15 protein-coding genes are annotated in these 16,702 nt (G+C 63.5%); 11 read left to right on the top strand and 4 right to left on the bottom strand.

Annotated elements, in window-relative coordinates; all coding sequences use genetic code 11:
- Positions 1-68 precede the first annotated feature (68 nt).
- Both ILT44_RS03155 and ILT44_RS03150 read right to left on the bottom strand, forming a co-directional pair.
- A complete protein-coding gene (locus ILT44_RS03155) occupies positions 69-1,301 on the bottom strand; it encodes an argininosuccinate synthase (protein ID WP_239467860.1) in 1,233 nt (410 codons plus the stop codon).
- 93 nt (positions 1,302-1,394) lie between these two features.
- Positions 1,395-1,898: a hypothetical protein gene (locus tag ILT44_RS03150; protein WP_204238109.1), complete on the bottom strand. Its 504-nt coding sequence runs from the start codon at positions 1,896-1,898 to the stop codon at positions 1,395-1,397.
- 332 nt (positions 1,899-2,230) lie between these two features.
- Here ILT44_RS03150 and ILT44_RS03145 point away from each other — a divergent pair, with 332 nt between their 5' ends.
- The 10 genes from ILT44_RS03145 (at position 2,231) to accD (ending at position 12,148) form a co-directional block, all read left to right on the top strand.
- The gene (locus tag ILT44_RS03145) at positions 2,231-2,860 is read left to right on the top strand and encodes a 2-hydroxychromene-2-carboxylate isomerase (protein ID WP_204238108.1); all 630 of its coding nucleotides are present in this window, start codon (positions 2,231-2,233) and stop codon (positions 2,858-2,860) included.
- A 309-nt stretch (positions 2,861-3,169) separates the two neighbouring features.
- Complete coding sequence (gene rpsA, locus ILT44_RS03140; RefSeq protein WP_204238107.1) at positions 3,170-4,867, top strand: 30S ribosomal protein S1; 1,698 nt, start codon at positions 3,170-3,172, stop codon at positions 4,865-4,867.
- 576 nt (positions 4,868-5,443) lie between these two features.
- The gene (sppA, locus tag ILT44_RS03135; RefSeq protein ID WP_204238106.1) at positions 5,444-6,409 is read left to right on the top strand and encodes a signal peptide peptidase SppA; all 966 of its coding nucleotides are present in this window, start codon (positions 5,444-5,446) and stop codon (positions 6,407-6,409) included.
- Positions 6,410-6,435: 26 nt separating this feature from the next.
- A complete protein-coding gene (ihfB, locus tag ILT44_RS03130; protein WP_204238105.1) occupies positions 6,436-6,750 on the top strand; it encodes an integration host factor subunit beta in 315 nt (104 codons plus the stop codon).
- Between the two features lie 16 nt (positions 6,751-6,766).
- The gene (locus ILT44_RS03125) at positions 6,767-7,117 is read left to right on the top strand and encodes a LapA family protein (protein WP_204238104.1); all 351 of its coding nucleotides are present in this window, start codon (positions 6,767-6,769) and stop codon (positions 7,115-7,117) included.
- 12 nt (positions 7,118-7,129) lie between these two features.
- Positions 7,130-8,074: a bifunctional Delta(1)-pyrroline-2-carboxylate/Delta(1)-piperideine-2-carboxylate reductase gene (gene lhpI, locus ILT44_RS03120; protein ID WP_204238103.1), complete on the top strand. Its 945-nt coding sequence runs from the start codon at positions 7,130-7,132 to the stop codon at positions 8,072-8,074.
- Between the two features lie 13 nt (positions 8,075-8,087).
- Positions 8,088-8,747 (top strand): phosphoribosylanthranilate isomerase, encoded by a 660-nt coding sequence (locus tag ILT44_RS03115; protein ID WP_204238102.1) that lies wholly within the window; start codon positions 8,088-8,090, stop codon positions 8,745-8,747.
- 57 nt (positions 8,748-8,804) lie between these two features.
- Positions 8,805-10,055, top strand: a complete 1,251-nt coding sequence (gene trpB, locus ILT44_RS03110; protein ID WP_307826294.1) for a tryptophan synthase subunit beta — start codon at positions 8,805-8,807, stop codon at positions 10,053-10,055.
- A 157-nt stretch (positions 10,056-10,212) separates the two neighbouring features.
- Entirely contained in the window at positions 10,213-11,052 is an 840-nt protein-coding gene (trpA, locus tag ILT44_RS03105; protein ID WP_204238152.1) for a tryptophan synthase subunit alpha, read from the top strand.
- 205 nt (positions 11,053-11,257) lie between these two features.
- Positions 11,258-12,148, top strand: a complete 891-nt coding sequence (gene accD, locus ILT44_RS03100; protein ID WP_204238101.1) for an acetyl-CoA carboxylase, carboxyltransferase subunit beta — start codon at positions 11,258-11,260, stop codon at positions 12,146-12,148.
- 909 nt (positions 12,149-13,057) lie between these two features.
- On the opposite strand, the gene ILT44_RS03095 is transcribed toward accD, so the two are convergent.
- Positions 13,058-14,248 (bottom strand): calcium-binding protein, encoded by a 1,191-nt coding sequence (locus tag ILT44_RS03095; protein WP_204238100.1) that lies wholly within the window; start codon positions 14,246-14,248, stop codon positions 13,058-13,060.
- Between the two features lie 526 nt (positions 14,249-14,774).
- Between ILT44_RS03095 and ILT44_RS03090 the strand changes: the two genes are divergently transcribed.
- The gene (locus tag ILT44_RS03090; RefSeq protein WP_204238099.1) at positions 14,775-16,118 is read left to right on the top strand and encodes a bifunctional folylpolyglutamate synthase/dihydrofolate synthase; all 1,344 of its coding nucleotides are present in this window, start codon (positions 14,775-14,777) and stop codon (positions 16,116-16,118) included.
- 254 nt (positions 16,119-16,372) lie between these two features.
- Here the strand turns inward: ILT44_RS03090 and trxA are convergent, their stop codons facing one another.
- Entirely contained in the window at positions 16,373-16,693 is a 321-nt protein-coding gene (gene trxA, locus ILT44_RS03085; RefSeq protein ID WP_204238098.1) for a thioredoxin, read from the bottom strand.
- Positions 16,694-16,702: the final 9 nt, after the last annotated feature.

Here is a 16,702-nt window from a genome sequence, read left to right as displayed (position 1 = left end):
GCGAGCCGCAACACTGTCATCCCGGGCTCGGCTGCGCCGCCCCGGGATGACGCGACCGGTGACGTCGCCTACAGCCCCAGCTTCTTCTTGCGCTGGGCGAGCGTGCGCAGGCGCAGCGCGTTGAGCTTGATGAAGCCGGCGGCGTCGCGGTGGTCGTAGGCGACGGCGCCTTCCTCGAAGGTGACGAGGTCCTGGTCGTAGAGGGTGTAGGGGCTCTGGCGGCCGATGAGGTGGACGCCGCCCTTGTAGAGCTTGAGCGTCACTTCGCCGGTGACGAATTCCTGCGACTTGTCGATCATCACTTGGAGCATCTCGCGCTCCGGCGAGAACCAGAAGCCGTTATAGATGAGCTCAGCATATTTCGGCATCAGCTCGTCCTTCAGGTGCGCTGCGCCGCGATCCAGCGTGATCGACTCGATGCCGCGATGGGCCAGATGCAGGATCGTGCCGCCGGGGGTCTCGTACATGCCGCGGCTCTTCATGCCCACGAACCGGTTCTCGACGAGGTCGAGGCGGCCGATGCCGTTGAGCTTGCCGAGCTCGTTGAGCTTCGCCAAGAGATCGGCAGGGCCCATCTTCCGGCCGTCGATGGCGACCGGATCACCTTTCAGGAACTCGATCTTGATGATGGTCGGCTTGTCGGGCGCGGATTCGGGGTCGTTGGTGCGCGAATAGACGTAGTCCGGCACGTCCATGGCCGGATCCTCCAGCACCTTGCCCTCGGAGGAGGCGTGCAGGAGGTTGGCGTCGACGGAGAACGGAGCCTCGCCGCGCTTGTCCTTGGCGATCGGAATCTGGTGCTGCTCGGCGAAGGCGATGAGCTGCTCGCGGGAGCGTAGGTCCCATTCGCGCCAGGGCGCGATCACGGTCACGTCGGGCTTGAGGGCATAGTAGCCGAGCTCGAAGCGCACCTGGTCGTTGCCCTTGCCGGTCGCGCCGTGGGACACCGCATCGGCGCCCACCTTCTCGGCGATCTCGATCTGCTTCTTGGCGATCAGCGGACGGGCGATGGAGGTGCCGAGCAGGTAGAGGCCCTCGTATTGGGCGTTCGCCCGGAACATTGGGAACACGTAGTCGCGCACGAACTCGTCGCGCAGATCCTCGATGAAGATGTTCTCCGGCTTGATGCCCAGAAGCTCGGCCTTCTTGCGGGCGGGCTCCAGCTCCTCGCCCTGGCCGAGATCGGCGGTGAAGGTCACCACCTCGCAGCCATAGGTGGTCTGCAGCCACTTGAGGATGATGGAGGTGTCGAGGCCGCCCGAATAGGCGAGCACGACCTTGTTCACGCGCTTGTCGGCCATGGCAAAGGTTCCAGAGAGAAAGGGTGCCAGCGGCTTAGCCGGGAAGGCTTTTGAGCGCAACGGGCAATTCTCGCACGAAACACGCCGCTCTCCTCAATGACGGGGCGGTACAGTGCCGGAGTCAAAGAGCGTCGCACCCATACCAAGTATGAGTAGCAGCGGCAGGATCCCAATAACGAGAACCTGAACGAGTTCGATCATTATGGCGATGGCGACCAGAGCAAGGGTTACTACCAGCCCCCTCTTCCCATTTTTTCTTTGATCGGATCGAAGCTCCCGCCATCGGCTCTTTGCTTCGGTAATCGGAGAGACCATTACTTCGGCCCATTTGCCGATGAGCCAGACGGCTCCATCTTTGAACCTGATCAGCGCTGCAGGTGCCCCACGTATAGCCTTGGAAGTCCCATGTACAATCTCGCCTATAATCCCAGCTAGGAAGGCGATTACGATGACTCCCAAAATCAGAGTAATTACCGACCCGAAAATAAACGGGAAGAAAGCTGCCAGAAGAGTCATAAGTATTAGAAAGAGAAGTAACTGAAGCATTTCCGTGAAAAGAGCCCAATCTCTCGGTATTGCCGTTCTTTTATGGCGCATATTTTGGTAGGCTAAGTGCGTTGAGGGTTTGATAACTATCCTACTGGTCTCTGCTTTGATACTGCACTCACCAGCATTTTTACAGCCGCATGCTTATTGTTGCTCGGTCGCAACAAACGTTCCGCTTCGGTTGGACGAAAAACTCAGATCAATTTTCTGCGGTCGCAGAAGCAACGAACTGTGGTTGAGCCGCCATGCTTGCGCTGCATTCCTGCCCGGAGAGTCGAAGGCTGCCGTAACCCAGCGGAATGGACTAGGCCCTTTATGGAGCGATGAGCCGGCTTTGAGAGTTGGCTTGGTCCCCGCGGGTTTTCTGGTTGCGAAGGACGCCCATGCACCGTCAGCCGGTTCTCGAATTCTGGTACGAATTCGCCTCGACCTATTCCTATCTCGCCGCCATGCGCGTTGAGGCTGCGGCGGATGCGGCCGGGGTCGTGCTGGTCTGGCGTCCCGTCCTGCTGGGGCCGATCTTCAAGGCTCAGGGGTGGGACAACTCACCCTTCAACCTCTATCCTGCCAAGGGCCGCTATATGTGGCGCGACATGGAGCGGGAGGCCGCCCGGCTCGGGCTGCCCTTCTACCGCCCCAACCCCTTCCCGCAGAACGGGCTCCTGGCCGCAAGAATCGCCCTTCTCGGCGCCGACCGGGGCTGGACCCCGGCCTTCACCAAGGCGGTCTACACGGCGCAGTTCGCGGAAGGGCGCGACATCGCCGACCCGCAGGTCGTCACCGGCATCCTCGCGGATCTCGGCCTTGAGGCCGGCGGCGTCATCGCCGAGGCCCAGGGGGAGACCAACAAGATGCGCCTGCGCCGGATGGGCGAGGAGGTGCAGTCCCGCGGCCTGTTCGGCGCGCCGACCTTCTTCGCCGAGGACGGGGAGATGTTCTGGGGCAACGATCGGCTCGAGCAGGCGCTCGACTGGGCCCTCACCCAGGCCCGGCGCGGGGAATGGCCGGGCTGAGTCCGTCATCAGGCTCAAAGGCTTGAAACCCTTGTGATCCGGGGCCAATTAGGTTAAGACAACCCCCATCCGACAGGACAGTGACGGTTTCGATTGTCAGGGTGCGTGTTCCGCGCCCTCGCGGTGTTCCGAAAAAATCCTGTCGGACCAAGCGTTTCCATCCGTCGATGATACGCCGGCCTGCTCTGTGGAGCAGCATGCCTTGGACATGGCCCTGAAGGGGCGTCCCTGGCAGCGGCGGCTGGAAACGGCCCGTTAACACGAGCCGCCGGCGTTGCCCCTTTGAACGAGGGCCATTCAGGAGAACCTATGTCTGCAGCTTTGCAACAGCCGAGCCGTGAAGATTTCGCGGCCCTGCTCGAAGAATCCTTCCGCACGAACGAGATCAGCGAAGGCTCGGTCGTGAAGGGCAAGGTGGTCGCGATCGAAAAGGACGTCGCGGTCATCGACATCGGCGCCAAGACCGAAGGTCGCGTCGCCCTGAAAGAATTTGCCGGCCCGAACCGCGACCAGACCGTGGTCGTCGGCGACGAGGTCGAGGTCTATGTCGAGCGCATCGAGAACGCGCTGGGCGAGGCCGTCATCTCCCGTGACAAGGCCCGCCGCGAAGAGTCGTGGGTGAAGCTCGAGAAGGCCTTCGAGGCCCAGGAGCGCGTCAACGGCACCATCTTCAACCAGGTGAAGGGCGGCTACACCGTCGACCTCGACGGCGCAGTGGCGTTCCTGCCGCGCTCCCAGGTCGACATCCGCCCCGTGCGCGACGTCACCCCGCTCATGGGTGTGTCCCAGCCGTTCCAGATCCTCAAGATGGATCGCCGCCGCGGCAACATCGTCGTGTCGCGCCGCACGGTCCTCGAAGAGAGCCGCGCCGAGCAGCGTTCCGAGCTCGTGGCGAACCTCGAAGAGGGGCAGGTCATCGACGGCGTGGTCAAGAACATCACCGAGTACGGTGCGTTCGTTGACCTCGGCGGCATCGACGGCCTGCTGCACGTCACTGACATGGCATGGCGCCGCGTCAATCATCCGTCCGAGGTCGTAACCATCGGCCAGACGGTGAAGGTGAAGATCATCAAGATCAACCACGAGACGCACCGTATCTCGCTGGGCATCAAGCAGCTGCTGGCCGATCCGTGGGAGGGCATCGCCGCCCGCTACCCGGTCCAGGCGAAGCTGAAGGGCCGCGTCACGAACATCACCGATTACGGTGCGTTCGTCGAGCTCGAGCCCGGCATCGAAGGCCTGATCCACGTCTCCGAGATGTCCTGGACGAAGAAGAACGTCCACCCCGGCAAGATCATCTCCACCTCGCAGGAGGTTGAGGTCGTGATCCTCGAGGTCGACCAGGTGAAGCGCCGCATCTCGCTGGGCCTGAAGCAGACGCTCCAGAACCCGTGGGAGGCCTTCGCCGAGAAGCACCCTGTCGGCACCGAGGTCGAGGGCGAGGTGAAGAACAAGACCGAGTTCGGTCTGTTCATCGGCCTCGAGAACGACGTCGACGGCATGGTCCACCTCTCGGACCTCGACTGGAACCGTCCGGGCGAGCAGGTCATCGACGACTTCAAGAAGGGCGATGTCGTGCGCGCCCAGGTTCTCGACGTGGACGTCGAGAAGGAGCGCATCTCGCTCGGCATCAAGCAGCTGGCCGGCGATCCCTTCGCCGAGGCCGGCGAGCTGAAGAAGGGCCAGATCGTCACCTGCGAGGTTCTCGAGGTGAAGGACGGCGGCCTGGAGGTGAAGCTCGTCGACACCGACCTCACCACCTTCATCAAGCGCAACGAGCTCGCTCGTGACCGCGCTGACCAGCGCCCCGAGCGCTTCGCCGCCGGCGAGAAGCTCGATGCCCGCGTCACGCAGTTCGACCGCAAGGCCCGTCGCGTCACCGTCTCCATCAAGGCTCTCGAGGTCGCTGAGGAGAAGGAAGCCATGGCTCAGTACGGCTCGGCCGATTCGGGTGCGTCGCTCGGCGACATCCTCGGCGCCGCCCTGAAGGCCAAGGACAAGAAGTAATCAGCTTCTCGATTTTTCGAGAGTCTGACGGATCCCCGGGCTGAAAGGCCCGGGGATTTTTGTTTTGGGTATTCGGAAGGCACTGCACCTTATTCCCCTCCCCCTTGCGGGGAGGGGCAGGGGTGGGGGTAGTGCAGCTTGGAGAAACCTGGATCCAGCTAGTGCTTCTCCCTCTCCCGATTGGGAGAGGGTTGGGGTGAGGGCAGGCCGGTCCCGAATAAGGTGCTACGGGTTTCGTGTTGATGCGGAAGCGACGCTGCTTTGCTGGTCAAGCGCCACACCCTCACCCCTGCCCCTCTCCCGCCCGGGAGAGGGGATGCTCTGTAGCAATTCTGATGATTTCTGGATCAGACCCAGCGCTCCGACTGTCCGACCCCCACCCTCGCTCCCTCCCCGCAAGGGGGAGGAAACATGCCACCGTACTCTTATCAGCCAGACAGCCCGGGAGCCCGCGCGCTCGCTCGCGCGGGTTTTTTATTGGCCCTGTCCCTTGCCGCCCTATCTGGCTTCGCAATAGGGTGCGTCCCCTCGCACTTCATGCAAACGAAGCAAGAGCCGAATTCAAGGGACCAGCCGATGTCCATCGATGCCGAAGCCATTGCCGACCGCCGCCGCCTGCGCCGCAAGCTCTCCTTCTGGCGGGTGGCCGGATTTTCGGGCCTGATCGCCGCGGTTGCCGCCATCGGCTACGCCGCCGCGGACCGGGCCGGCTATGGCGCAATCCAGAACCAGGTCGCCCGCATCTCCGTCGACGGCGTGATCACCGGCAACCAGCGCCTCGCCGACCTGATGCGGCGGGTGGGCGATTCGAGCGCGGTGTCCGGAGTGGTGATCTCGATCAACAGCCCCGGTGGTACCACGACGGGCTCGGAAGAGCTCTTCCGCAACATCCGCCGGCTCGCCGAGAAGAAGCCGGTCGTCACCTTCGTCGATGGAACGGCGGCCTCCGGAGGGTACATCACGGCGATCGCCACCGACTACATCGTGGCCCGCGAGACCTCCATCGTGGGCTCCATCGGCGTGCTGTTCCAATACCCCGACCTCACGGGCCTCATGGGCCAGATCGGCGTGAAGGTGGAGGCGGTGAAGTCCGCGCCGCTCAAGGCGGAGCCGAACCCCTTCACACCGACCTCGCCGGAGGCGCGGGCCGCCATGCAGGCGGTGGTCAACGACACCTTCGACTGGTTCAAGACCCTGGTGCGGGAGCGCCGCCGCCTGAACGAGGGCGAACTCTCCACCGCCTCCACCGGCCAGGTCTTCAGCGGCCGTCAGGCCGTGCCTCTGAAGCTCATCGACCGGATCGGCAGCGAGCGCGACGCGGTGGCCTGGCTCGAGCAGGAGAAGGGTGTGGCCAAGGACCTGCCGATTCGCGACTGGAAGCCGAGCTCGGATCGGGATCTGTCGATCTTCGCCATGGGTGCTACCGTGGCCGACCTCTTCGGCTTCGAGCGGGTGGCCGAAACCTTGCGCCGGACATCGGCTCATGCCGAGATTGCGCAGCTTGACGGCCTCCTGGCTGTCTGGCACCCTTCGGAAAAATAAAGCAACGTCAAAGATATAGCTTTTCCATGATCAAATCCGAACTGGTGCTCAAGATCGCCGAGCAGAACCCGCATCTTTATCAGCGCGATGTCGAGAAGATCGTGAATGCGATCCTCGACACCATCGGGGATGCGCTCGCCCGGGGAGACCGGGTCGAGCTGCGCGGCTTCGGTGCATTTTCGGTCAAGAAACGCGATGCCCGCACGGGCCGCAACCCGCGCACGGGCGAATCCGTTTCCATCTCCGAAAAGGTCGTCCCGGTCTTCAAGACGGGCAAGGAGATGCGTCAGCGTCTCAACGCCCCGGCTCCGAAGACGATGAAGGCGGCGGCCGCCCAATAATTCTCGAGAGGTGTTCGTGATTCGCTTTCTGAAGGCGCTCATTCTCCTGCCGGTCGCCATCCTGATCGTCCTGCTCGCGGTGGCGAACCGGGCTCCGGTGACCCTGTCCCTCGATCCCTTCTCGCAAGCAGCGCCGGAATTCGCGTTCCAGCTGCCCCTGTTCGCGGTGATCTTCGCCGCCATCATGGTCGGGATCCTGATCGGCGGCACGGCGAGCTGGCTCGCTCAAGGGAGAAACCGCAAGACCCGCCGGCAGCTGCGGCGCGAGACGCGCCAGCTGCGCTACGAGACCGAGCGCCTGAAGGCGCAGAGCCCCTCCACCACGACCCTGCCGGCCACCATCCCATCCCAGGCCCGCAGTATCTAAGAACAATCCACCATGCGCGTCGTGACCTCCGCCGAGATCGATCGTATCCTCACCTTTCCGGCTCTGATCGACGCCCTGGCCGAGGCCTTCCGCGGCGACATGGTCACGCCGGTCCGTCATCACCACGAGATCGAACGGCCGGGCGCCCATGGCACGCTTCTGCTGATGCCGTCCTGGACAGGGCCTGCGATGCAGGACGGCTTTCTCGGCGTGAAGATCGTCTCGGTCTTCCCGGAGAACGGCGCCAGGGGCCTTCCCAGCGTGATGGGCTCCTATCTGCTGATGGACGGCGCCACGGGCGAACCGGTTTCCGTCCTCGACGGCGCGCGTCTGACCGTCTGGCGGACGGCCGCCGCCTCGGCGCTCGCGGCGCGGTATCTGGCGCGTGAGGATGCAAGCCGCATGGTCATGGTCGGGGCAGGCTCCCTCGCGCCCTTCCTGATCCGTGCTCATATGAGCCAGCGGCCCATCGCCGAGGTAGCGCTCTGGAACCATAGGGCAGAGCGGGCGGAGAGCCTGGCGGCGGAGCTGAGGTCCGAGGGCCTGCCGGTCACCGCCGTCATCGATCTGGAAGCGGCCGTGCGCGGGGCGGATCTCGTCTCCTGCGCAACGCTCTCGACCGCGCCCATCGTCAAGGGAGCCTGGCTCAAGGACGGCGCGCATCTCGACCTCGTGGGCGCCTTCAATCTCAAGATGCGCGAGGCCGACGACGAGGCCCTGCGCCGGGCTCAGGTGTATGTCGACACGCCGGCCGCCAAGGTCGAGGGCGGGGACGTGGCGGTGGCCCTGCACCGGGGCGCCATCGCCGAGGATCATGTTCGCGGCACCCTGGCCGACCTGTGTCGGACCCCGCCGAATCGCGGGCCTGCCGTCATCACCGCCTTCAAATCGGTGGGTGCGGCGCTGGAGGATCTGGCTGCGGCGATGCTGGTATGGCGTTCGCTGGCAAAAACGTAGTAAAATAGCCCTTATGGATAATCTGATCAAAATCTGCGGGCTCTCCACGCCCGAGACCCTCGATGCCGCCCTGGGTGCAGGTGCGGACATGGTCGGCTTTGTGCGGATCCCCAGGAGCCCCCGTCACGTCAGCCTCGATCTCGGCCACAAGCTCTCCCTGCAGGCGAGGGGCCGAGCGCAACGCGTGGTGCTTCTGCTCAATCCGGGCGACGAGGACATTGCCCAGGCGGTCGAGGCCATCAACCCTGACCTGATCCAGCTGCATGGCAGCGAAAGCCCTGAGCGCGTCGCCGAGATCCGCTCCATGGTCAAGCGGCCGGTCATGAAGGCGCTCGGCGTGGCAGAGCCTTCCGATCTCCAGGCTCTTACCTCCTATGCCGACGCCGACCGCATCCTGCTCGATGCCAAGCCGCCCCGCACGGCCGACGCGCTTCCCGGCGGCAACGGGATTCCCTTCGACTGGCGGCTGCTCAACGGGCTTGACCGCAAGGTTTCCTTCATGCTGTCAGGAGGCCTCAACCCGGACAACGTGGCGGAGGCGATCCGGCTCACCAGGACGCAGGCCGTCGACGTCTCGTCCGGGGTGGAAGTCGGACCGGGTCGCAAGGATCCGGCCAGGATCGAGGCCTTCATCAGGGCCGCCCGGACAGCATTCGCTGCTGCCCATCACTAGAACAGGACGGCACGTTCGCTTCCAGGCGTGCATTGAAATCCGAAGGCAGAACAGCCCGTGTCAGCTCAAGCCCAACCCAATTCTTTCCGCACCGGTCCCGACGAGCGCGGGCATTTCGGCACTTTCGGTGGACGCTTCGTCGCCGAGACGCTGATGCCGAACATTCTCGAGCTGGAAAAGGCCTATGAGGAAGCCAGGGACGATCCGTCGTTCCACGCCGACATGGCGAGCTACTCGACCCACTATATCGGCCGTCCGAGCCCGCTCTATTTCGCGGAGCGCATGACCGAGCACCTTCGGGAGGTTTCGACGGCCTCCGGCCTATCGGGGGGAGCCAAGATCTACTTCAAGCGCGAGGAGCTGAACCATACCGGCGCGCACAAGGTGAACAACGTGCTGGGCCAGATTCTTCTCGCCCGCCGCATGGGCAAGAAGCGCATCATCGCCGAGACCGGCGCCGGCCAGCACGGGGTTGCCACCGCCACGCTCTGCGCGCGCTTCGGGCTTGAGTGCATCGTCTATATGGGCGCCGTCGACGTGGAGCGGCAGAAGCCCAACGTGTTCCGCATGAACATGCTGGGCGCCAAGGTGGTGCCGGTGCAATCCGGCACGAAGACCCTCAAAGACGCCATGAACGAGGCCCTGCGCGACTGGGTCACCAACGTCGCCGACACCTTCTACTGCATCGGCACGGTGGCGGGCCCGCATCCGTATCCGGCCATGGTGCGCGACTTCCAGTGCGTGATCGGCACCGAGACCCGCGAGCAGATGATGCAGGCGGAAGGCCGCCTGCCGGATTCGCTCGTCGCCTGCATCGGCGGCGGCTCCAACGCCATCGGGCTGTTCCACCCCTTCCTCGACGACAAGGACGTGGAGATCTACGGGGTCGAGGCGGCGGGCCACGGCCTGTCGAATCTCCATGCCGCCTCGCTCTCCGGCGGACGCCCGGGCGTGCTGCACGGCAACCGCACCTACCTGCTGATGAACCAGGACGGGCAGATCGCCGACGCCCATTCCATCTCCGCCGGCCTCGACTATCCCGGCATCGGCCCGGAGCATGCCTGGCTGCACGAGATGGGCCGTGTGCATTACATCTCGGCCACCGACGACGAGGCGCTTGCAGCCTTCCAGCTCTGCTCGCGCCTCGAGGGCATCCTGCCCGCTCTGGAGCCCGCCCATGCGCTTGCCAAGGTGATCGAGCTCGCGCCGCAGAAGCCCAAGGATCACCTGATGGTGGTCAACATCAGCGGCCGCGGCGACAAGGACCTGTTCCAGATCGCCGAGCATCTGGGCAACCAGATCGTTTGACCTTTCCGTCATGGCCGGGCTCGTCCCGGCCATCCACGCCTTCAACCACGGCAAAGACGTGGATGCCCGCGACAAGTGCGGGCATGACGACGGAGGTTCGGCTTCGGAGACCGAACAGGTTTCACCTCACCTCTCTCCCATGCTAAAGACGCAGCCCATGACCCAACGCATCGAAGCCCGTTTCGAAAAATGCCGCGCGGACGGCCGCGCCGCGCTCGTCACCTATGTGATGGCGGGCGATCCGGATCCCGAGACCTCGCTCGAAATCCTCAGGAGCCTGCCGAAGGCCGGAGCCGACATCGTCGAGTTCGGGCTGCCCTTCACCGATCCCATGGCCGACGGTCCGGCGATCCAGGCGGCAGGCCTGCGGGCTCTGAAGGTGGGCCAGGACACGGTCAAGACCCTCGGCCTGATCCGCCGCTTCCGGGCGGAGGATTCCGACACGCCCGTGATCCTCATGGGCTATTTCAACCCGATCTATGTCTACGGCGTCGACCGTTTCCTGGTCGATGCCAAGGAGGCTGGCGTCGACGGCCTGATCGTGGTCGACCTGCCGCCGGAAGAGGACGACGAGCTGTGCCTGCCGGCGCTGAAGGCGGGTCTCGCCTTCATCCGTCTCGCGACCCCGACCACGGATGACAAGCGCCTGCCGGCGGTTCTCAGCAATACGGCGGGCTTCGTCTATTACGTGTCGATCACCGGCATCACCGGTGCCGCGACCCCGGATTTCGGCAAGGTTGCCACGGCGGTCGAGCGGATCAAGCGCCACACGCCCCTTCCCGTCGTGGTGGGCTTCGGCGTCAAGAGCGGGGCGCATGCGGCGGCGGTGGCCCAAGGCGCCGACGGCGTCGTGGTGGGCTCGGCCCTCATCGATGCGCTCAAGAACACCCTCGATGACCAGGATCGCGCAACGGTAGGCACCGTCGAGGCGGTGACGAAGCTGGTGAAGGAATTGAGCGACGGCGTACGCTCGGTGGCAAAACGCGCGGCGGCCTAATACATAGAGCAAGGTTCCTCAGCATGACGGGCCTGGTGCATCACTCTCTGCCTCATCCTGAGGAGCCGCGTAGCGGCGTCTCGAAGGAGGATCCAGAGCGCACAGGAGACGCCCTCATCCTTCGAGACGGCCTGTCGGCCTCCTCAGGATGAGGGCTCAAGGGTGCCCTGACAGAGAGGGCGCTCCTGACAGAGAAGGATTGGCAATGAACTGGATTTCCGAAGTCGTCCGTCCGAAGATCAAGACGCTCTTCAAGCGCGAGGCGCCGGACAATCTCTGGATCAAGTGCCCGGAGACCGGGCAGGTGGTGTTCCACAAGGATGTGGAGGCGAACCAGTGGGTGATCCCCGGCTCCAACCACCACATGCGCATTTCCGCCACCCAGCGCCTGCAGCTGGTGTTCGACAACGGCACCTGGCTCGACGTGGCCCTGCCCGAGGTCGCCGTCGATCCCCTGAAATTCCGGGACGAGAAGCGCTACATCGACCGCCTGAAGGATGCCCGCGCCAAGACCGGCCAGCAGGATGCGTTCAAGGTCGGCTTCGGCCGGGTCGAGGACCTGCCGATGACCGTTGCGGTGCAGGATTTCGGCTTCATGGGCGGCTCGCTCGGCATGGCGGCCGGCGAGGCCTTCATCAAGGGCGCCGAGACGGCCCTCGACAAGACGACCCCCTTCTTGCTCTTCGCCGGCTCTGGCGGCGCGCGCATGCAGGAGGGCATCCTCTCCCTCATGCAGATGCCCCGCACCACGGTGGCGATCCGCCGCCTGCGCGACGCGAAGCTGCCCTACATCGTCGTGCTCACCAACCCGACCACCGGCGGCGTGACCGCGTCCTATGCGATGCTGGGCGACGTGCACCTGGCCGAGCCCGGCGCGCTCATCGGCTTTGCCGGTCCGCGCGTGATCGAGCAGACCATCCGCGAAAAGCTGCCCGACGGCTTCCAGCGTGCCGAATACCTGAAGGAGCACGGCATGGTGGACGCGGTCGTCCATCGCCACGACCTGAAGGCGACCGTCGCCCGCCTGTCGCGCCTCTTCATGAAGGCGCCGGCGGCTTCGCCGGGAACGACGGCCGTTGCGGTTGCCGCCGAGTAACTTTTTGCTGTCGCGGGCTCGTCCATGGTGTGTTGGCGTCGAGCGCCTAACCACAGGGCGGCTGCGTTATCGCTATTCCGATCCCCTGACTGGCCGCAACAGCGTCTATCTGCCTAAAGAGATCGTGCATCTGCGCTGCTTCAGGAAGGGCGATCTTATTGCATGTCACCGCTGATGCGCTCTGCCGGTGCGGTGTCGCTGGCCATGGCGCAGGCCGATCTGGCCGCGACGTAGGCGAACCGGAGCTTCGTGCCGGATCTGTCCTTTGAGACCGATGCAACCTTTGCTCTCTCCGAGCACAAGGCGAGACCGCATTCAATCGCCTCAAGCGGCAGTTGTCGGAGCGCATGCGCAGCATGAACCGCGATCCGCAGGCACTGCTCTTGGAAGCCAGTCTGACAGCCAAACCGCTTGCAGCCCCTGGCCGCGAGCAGGAGTTCTTCGAGGCGCGGGTGCTGTCCCTTGAGGACGTTGCGTGCATCTGGCTTTGTTCTTCGATTTGGATCAGCAGATGGAATAATTCTTGGTCTTCAACCGTTAGTCTTCTCGAAGGCCTCGTGACCCTTCTACCCTAAAGCCTTCGCCTAACTTCAAGCCCCTTCACGCCCAGTCGTGAGGGGCTTTTTCGTGAGCGGTGCTGAAAGAGAGGTACCGGGGCTTGAAGAAGCCGGACAAAAAGAAAGCGCCTCTCGGAGGGCGGTCTCATAGGAGACGCTTTTACTCCATAGTCGCGCCGGCGCTCCATAATCTGGTGCGAATGCGATCCGAACACTTTAAAACGGGTTCCACAATCGCGCTTCCCCGAAGTCCGGAATTGTGTTCGTGCAGAAGAGAACGCCCTAACAGAGGGGAGTCGATGGACCCTCAGCCGAGGCACCTGCACTGAAGGCGGTCGCTGAACAGGCATGATCAGATGACGAAGACATCCCTGTAGGTGAGGGAATGGCCCTTCTTGAGCTGGGCGAACTCCACCGCCTCTTTGGATCCGGAGCCGTCCGCATCATAGCTGAGGACCCCCGTCTTCTTGTCGTAGATCAGGTAATCGTCCCGCTCTCTAGACTTGCTGCCGGTGGTGAGGAACTCCTTGTTCAGAGCGCCCGGATTGGATGCTGTTCCGCTACCGATCTTCCTGAAGACCGCATTGTCGAGCCATAGGCTGTCGCCTCTCACATTGAAGTCCGTGATCGTGTCGAAGTTCACCTTGCGGTCCGTTCGTGAGGTTCCAAGCTTTGAGTCGAACACGAACACATCACCGCCCGCGCCGCCGGAAAGTCGGTCGATACCAGCCCCGCCATTGATCGTGTCTTGGCCGGCTTCGCCGTAGACCCTGTCGCTGTTGGTGCCGCCACGAAGCCAATCGTCCCCTGAGCGGCCCCAAAGCAGGTCTTTTCCTGACTCGCCGTAAAGCCTGTCATTGCCGAAGGCACCGACGATCCTATCGTCACCACGTCGGCCATACACAGTGGTATCGATGAACTGCAGGTGCATGTTCAATCCGACACCGACCCTGATGGTGTCGTTGCCGGGGGTTCCGATCAGGGTGAAATCCCGCGGCTCCGAGGATGGCGTAGAGGATGGCGTATCCGAAACTAGGACATAGTTCGCCAAGTCTACATTGCCTGCCTCGCCAAAATAGAAGTATCGACCATTCGTTGAGAGAGGCGTCTTGAGCAGGAAGGTTATCTGCCCACCTTCACCCAAGGACAGGGTTCCGTCATTCACACTGCCAAGCATGGCCTTATCTGGGTCGTAGATGTTGAAGCCAGACGTTCCTTGGAGATTGGTGTTCCACTCGGGCGGGTCGGTTGGCCCGAGAGGCGTCTGGAACCCAGGCTGAAACACGATACCGCTGGCGCTAAAATCGAAAATGGGTTCTCCAGGCAGCCCTGTTAATGTCGCAGCATCCGTCGCGGAATTGAGGAGCCTGACAAAATCCAAGTCCATTCCTGAGTAGACGCCGGTACTACCGGAAAGGACATTGTCATCGTGGATCGTGATCGCACCGATGGTGCCGAATCCGCTCTGGCTTAGATCTACGCGATAGATGCTGGTCTCACCCACGCGACCAATGTGAACAGACTCAAGACGAGCAGTTGCCATTTCACTCCCCTTCTATGACCAGTAGACTGATCTGCTTCCTTGATCAGCTTATTCTGTAGGAGAAAGCGATGTATAGGCAGAGAGGAAGGGTATAAATTGGAGGTTTATAGATATTATTGCCTATACTCATTTTGGATGATGAACGAGGCAGTGCAACTCTAAAGTTGAATCAAGGATTACTATTTCGCCGATTAGATCTCTCTATCTACAAGCTGTTATGTTTGGTCGATTTTTATAGTGTGCCTACCTCGGATCTATGCGGGTTGGCATGATCTCAGCGACATCTCAGGTGGTGTTGCTACCGGCGTGTTGAGGACAATGGCCGTTGTTCACCTTCTATCCACCACAAGTTGGATCCTGTCGACAGCCTGACTGTGTGCAGGTGCTGTCGCGGCGTGAGGAACCGTGCTGCCGTCACACCCATGCGCCCGGTTCCTGAGAAGCAATCTTATTATCCCTGGCTCTCTTCCCCGCCCAGGCGGCAGGTGCTAGTTCCAGCGTCCTGAAGGGAACGAGGAAGTCGGCCATGGGTGTTCGCGGTGCGTATGAGTCCTCCGATGCGCTGATTGCGCGCTTTCTCGCCCTGCACCCCAAGACCATCGACCTGTCGCTGGGGCGAATCCAGCGGCTCCTGGGGCAACTCGGCAACCCTGAGCGCCGCCTACCGCCGGTGATCCATGTGGCCGGCACCAACGGCAAGGGCTCGACCATCGCCTTCATGCGGGCGATCCTGGAGAGCGCGGGGCTTGCCGTCCACGTCTATACCTCGCCCCATCTCGTGCGCTTCCACGAGCGCATCCGGCTGGGGAAATTCGGCGGCGGGCGCTATGTGAGCGAGGAGAGGCTCGTCGAGGCCTTCCGGCGCTGCGAAGCGGTGAATGCGGGCGAGCCGATCACCGTGTTCGAGATCACCACCGCGGCGGCCCTGCTGATCTTTTCCGAGGAGCCTGCCGACGTGCTCCTGCTTGAAGTGGGCTTGGGGGGCCGTTTCGACGCCACCAACGTCATCGACAGGCCGGCTGCGGCCGTCGTCACGCCCATCGGGCACGACCACGCGGAATATCTCGGCACGACGCTCAAGGCGATCGCCGGGGAGAAGGCCGGCATCTTCAAGCGGGGCTGCCCGGCCGTGATCGCTCCGCAGGATTATCTGGAAGCCGACCAGGCCCTGCGCGACGCGGCCGAGCGCATCGGCGCCGCGCCTCTTTTCGTCGGCCAGCAGGATTTCTCCGTGCACGAGGAAGGCGGGCGCCTCGTCTATCAGGATGAGAAGGGCCTTCTCGACCTGCCGCGGCCCAAGCTCATCGGCCGCCATCAGTTCACCAATGCCGGCACGGCGATCGCGGCCCTGCGCGCCGCCGGATTCGAGCAGTTCGAGGCCCAGGCCTTCGAGGCGGGGCTGACCCGCGCCGAATGGCCCGGCCGTCTGCAGCGCCTCAACCGGGGCCGCCTGCCGGAGATCGCGCCGCAGGGCTGCGAGATCTGGCTCGACGGGGGCCACAACCCCGATGGCGGCCGGGTTCTCGCCGCTGCCATGGCCGACCAGAGCGAGCGTTCGGACGCCCCCCTCGTGCTGATCGCCGGCATGCTCGGCACCAAGGATTCCGGGGCCTTCTTCAAGAATTTCTCAGGGCTGGCGCGGGAGGTGATCGCGGTGCCGATCTCCGGCCAGATCGCAGCCCGCCCGGCCGAGGAGGTCGCGTCCATCGCGGCAGGCGTGGGGCTGACCACCTCGACGGCGGCAAGCGTCGAATCCGCGCTCGCCTCGCTCCACAACTACGTCTGGGACCGCCCGCCCCGCGTGCTGATCTGCGGCTCGCTGTATCTCGCCGGCGAGGTGCTGGCGGCGAACGGGACCTTGCCGGAATAACCGTCCCGCCTCGTCATCCCGACGAAGCGCAGCGGAGATCCGGGATCGTCGGACGAGTGTGGCGCAAGTCCCCTCCCTCCTTGTGGGGGAGGGCTAGGGAGGGGGGTGCTGGCGCCAAACCTTCATAGGCTATCGCTCACACCCCCCTCTCCAACTCTCCCCCGCAGGGGGGAGAGGGTTCACAACGCCGCGCCCGTTTATCAAAAGAAAAGGGGCCTTTCGGCCCCTTCTGTCATCTCAAAATCTCAAACCAATCAAGCCGAAGCTTGGATCCAGCGGGAGAGCTCGCCCTTGGGGGCGGCGCCGACCTTCTGGGCGACGACCTTGCCGTCCTTGAACACCATCAGCGCCGGGATCGAACGGATGCCGAGCTGGGAGGAGACCTGCGGGTTCTCGTCCACGTTGAGCTTGGCGATCTTCACCTTGCCGGCCATCTCGTCGGAAATCTCTTCGAGAGCGGGACCGATCATGCGGCAGGGGCCGCACCACTCGGCCCAGAAATCGACCACGACGGGCTCGGAGGATTGCAGGACATCCTGCGCGAAGCTTGAGTCGGTCACCTTAACGGTCGCCATACCATCACC

Origin of the sequence: Microvirga arvi, from assembly GCF_016892765.1 — a bacterium.
GTDB lineage: Bacteria > Pseudomonadota > Alphaproteobacteria > Rhizobiales > Beijerinckiaceae > Microvirga > Microvirga arvi.
The sequence above is the reverse complement of the archived record's forward strand: the minus strand, read 5'-3'. Positions and strand labels throughout refer to the sequence as shown.

Coding starts and splice junctions, on each gene's coding strand:
- ILT44_RS03155 (WP_239467860.1), bottom strand. CDS start 1,301: ATGGCCGACAAGCGCGTGAACAAGGTCGTGCTCGCCTATTCGGGCGGC.
- ILT44_RS03150 (WP_204238109.1), bottom strand. CDS start 1,898: ATGCGCCATAAAAGAACGGCAATACCGAGAGATTGGGCTCTTTTCACG.
- ILT44_RS03145 (WP_204238108.1), top strand. CDS start 2,231: ATGCACCGTCAGCCGGTTCTCGAATTCTGGTACGAATTCGCCTCGACC.
- rpsA (WP_204238107.1), top strand. CDS start 3,170: ATGTCTGCAGCTTTGCAACAGCCGAGCCGTGAAGATTTCGCGGCCCTG.
- sppA (WP_204238106.1), top strand. CDS start 5,444: ATGTCCATCGATGCCGAAGCCATTGCCGACCGCCGCCGCCTGCGCCGC.
- ihfB (WP_204238105.1), top strand. CDS start 6,436: ATGATCAAATCCGAACTGGTGCTCAAGATCGCCGAGCAGAACCCGCAT.
- lhpI (WP_204238103.1), top strand. CDS start 7,130: ATGCGCGTCGTGACCTCCGCCGAGATCGATCGTATCCTCACCTTTCCG.
- ILT44_RS03115 (WP_204238102.1), top strand. CDS start 8,088: ATGGATAATCTGATCAAAATCTGCGGGCTCTCCACGCCCGAGACCCTC.
- trpA (WP_204238152.1), top strand. CDS start 10,213: ATGACCCAACGCATCGAAGCCCGTTTCGAAAAATGCCGCGCGGACGGC.
- accD (WP_204238101.1), top strand. CDS start 11,258: ATGAACTGGATTTCCGAAGTCGTCCGTCCGAAGATCAAGACGCTCTTC.
- ILT44_RS03095 (WP_204238100.1), bottom strand. CDS start 14,248: ATGGCAACTGCTCGTCTTGAGTCTGTTCACATTGGTCGCGTGGGTGAG.
- ILT44_RS03090 (WP_204238099.1), top strand. CDS start 14,775: ATGGGTGTTCGCGGTGCGTATGAGTCCTCCGATGCGCTGATTGCGCGC.
- trxA (WP_204238098.1), bottom strand. CDS start 16,693: ATGGCGACCGTTAAGGTGACCGACTCAAGCTTCGCGCAGGATGTCCTG.